We start from the raw sequence: 2085 nt of genomic DNA, 5'->3' as shown, positions 1-2085 counted from the left end.
AAGGCCAATGACGATATTATGATAAGTATATGTATTTATTGCGGTGAGAATAAGGCTATAGCCTTTGAGGTCTGTAACGCTTGTTCTCGTACCCCAGACTCTCATCGTGATCAAATACGCTCGATTATCCTGAGTTATAGTGAGAACGAGCCTTACTTGAATTTTTTGAGTTTGGAAGAACTTGAAGAGATTCGGGAAAAAATTATCACAGGTGCTCCCATTGAGTTAAAAGCTGAGGTATATAGAAATGCTGAAGAAGCCTTCAGTGCTGTGAAAGTCACGGAAGGGCCAAAGTTAATACAATACTTTTCTGGTATCTCTGTACCGGTTACAGCGCTTATATTATTAGCCTTTTTGGCCGCCATTTTTATTTAAGTTTCTGTTGTTATCTTGAGACTGAATATTTAGAGGTTTTAGTTAGAAGAATATGAATTTACAGAATATTGATAAAACAACTTATCGAAAGCACCTTAACTGGGTGATTGCTGGAAGCATTGTTGCTTTATTGGCGATCGCGCTTAGCGTATCAACCCTACTGATTCATTTAGTTGGGGAACCTGGAGGTTCAAATTTCGTTCTGAATCTGGTGGGTGTAGTGTCTGCCGTAGCGCTTGTGCTAAATACTTTATACCGAAACCGGAATACGCCGTTTATGTCGGAAGTTTGGTATGTCTGGCAGCTTAAACAAGAGCTCAATGCAATTTACCGAAAATCAAAAGCCTTAAACCAAGCGTTGGAACAGAACAATCACCAAGCGTTTATCATCAAATATTATCACTTGAAAGCTTCTATTCAGGTATATGAGCTGGATGACAATACGCTCACTATCAATCAGCTAAAAACTGACTTACGCGAACTGGAAGAAAAAATACAAAGCTTGGGTTTGAGCGTGAGCATCGAAGATTATCAGTCAGATTTACTGAAGACGCTTTGAACGAAGGGGCGGTGGTCTCCAAATCTGTAGGCAGAGCCTTCCACGGCTCGCAGGCGGGTTAGCACGAGGTTGATCGTGCGAAAGTCAACGAGTCAGAGTAAATAACAACCCAACTAAAATTCGAATATCCAGCCCGAATAAATACCTTTTAACCTAAACAACCTAGTTTGCCCATTTTTGCCAAAGCCTTCTAAGTATTTGTTTTTTAGTCTGTAGTTTCGCCACAAGAAGGTGGCGTGTTGTAGCACTAAAGGAACAATAAGAAGTACCCAAAACAAACATAAAAACGGGGAAATTATGAAACCTAAATCTTTCTTTAATACTCATCCACTCAAGGTCATGACACTAGGCCTGACGCTTGCCTGTTCTGATATCGCATTAGCGGCTGGAGAGGAATTTCTAGACTATGGCCTGCACTGGGCTAGGGTGCAAAATGGCGCAGAGAATCAGGTCAAAGCAATTGAGGCTGATGGCACGATTAACGAAACCATTAGTAATTACTATGACGACTCGAAGCCAACGGTTATTTATTTCCATGGCTGGCAGAATGGCTCTTCGCAAGATGGCTATGACCGCGAAGACTTTACCTTCGCCAACAATGGCAACTCACTCTCGCATAAATCCTGGAAGCAAAGGGGTTGGAACGTTGGCGTATTTTACTGGAACCAGTTTGCCGATGAAGCTGAAGTCAAAGATGCAGAAGCCAAAATGTGGAGTGCTAATGGCCCAAAAGGTATGCGTTATCGGCTAGATGACGGTAGTTACAGCACGTCACAGGCACCGAACAAGTCGGTCGGTGAAATCGCTTTTGAGCAAATCACAGCAGTACTGGCTAACAATAACAAAAACCTGAGATTTGCAGGCCACTCTTTGGGGAACCAATTAGCTGTTTATGTGGCCAAGCAGATTAATGATGGGATTAATGAGGGCACTCTGTCTGATAATGTTATGCCCGACCGTATTGCACTGCTAGACCCCTTCTGGTCAAAAAATGGCAAAAGCTATCTTGGTGATGAAAACGGCGACGGCCAGAACGACTGGGTGGGCGAACGAACGCGTTGGTACATTTCCGATATGATAGCCGACCAGGATGTCGCAGTAGAATGGTATAAGTCATCGGCGATATATGACTTATGGATTGGCGACCAAAA

The 2085-nt window shown here is 42.8% G+C and carries 3 protein-coding genes; all 3 read left to right on the top strand.

Features of this window, described 5'->3' with window-relative positions:
- Positions 1–375: hypothetical protein (locus tag A3757_RS27690; protein ID WP_231878318.1), on the top strand; the 375-nt coding region annotated here is incomplete at its 5' end.
- A gap of 52 nt (positions 376–427) precedes the next feature.
- Positions 428–934, top strand: coding sequence for a DUF3087 family protein (locus tag A3757_RS18565; protein ID WP_068513612.1), 507 nt, complete (start codon positions 428–430; stop codon positions 932–934).
- 297 nt (positions 935–1231) lie between these two features.
- The coding region (locus A3757_RS18560) for a cell adhesion protein (RefSeq protein WP_068740064.1) at positions 1232–2085 on the top strand (854 nt) is incomplete at its 3' end.

The organism is Oleiphilus sp. HI0117, from assembly GCF_001635235.1.
The sequence above is the reverse complement of the archived record's forward strand: the minus strand, read 5'-3'. Positions and strand labels throughout refer to the sequence as shown.

Coding starts and splice junctions, on each gene's coding strand:
- A3757_RS18565 (WP_068513612.1), top strand. CDS start 428: ATGAATTTACAGAATATTGATAAAACAACTTATCGAAAGCACCTTAAC.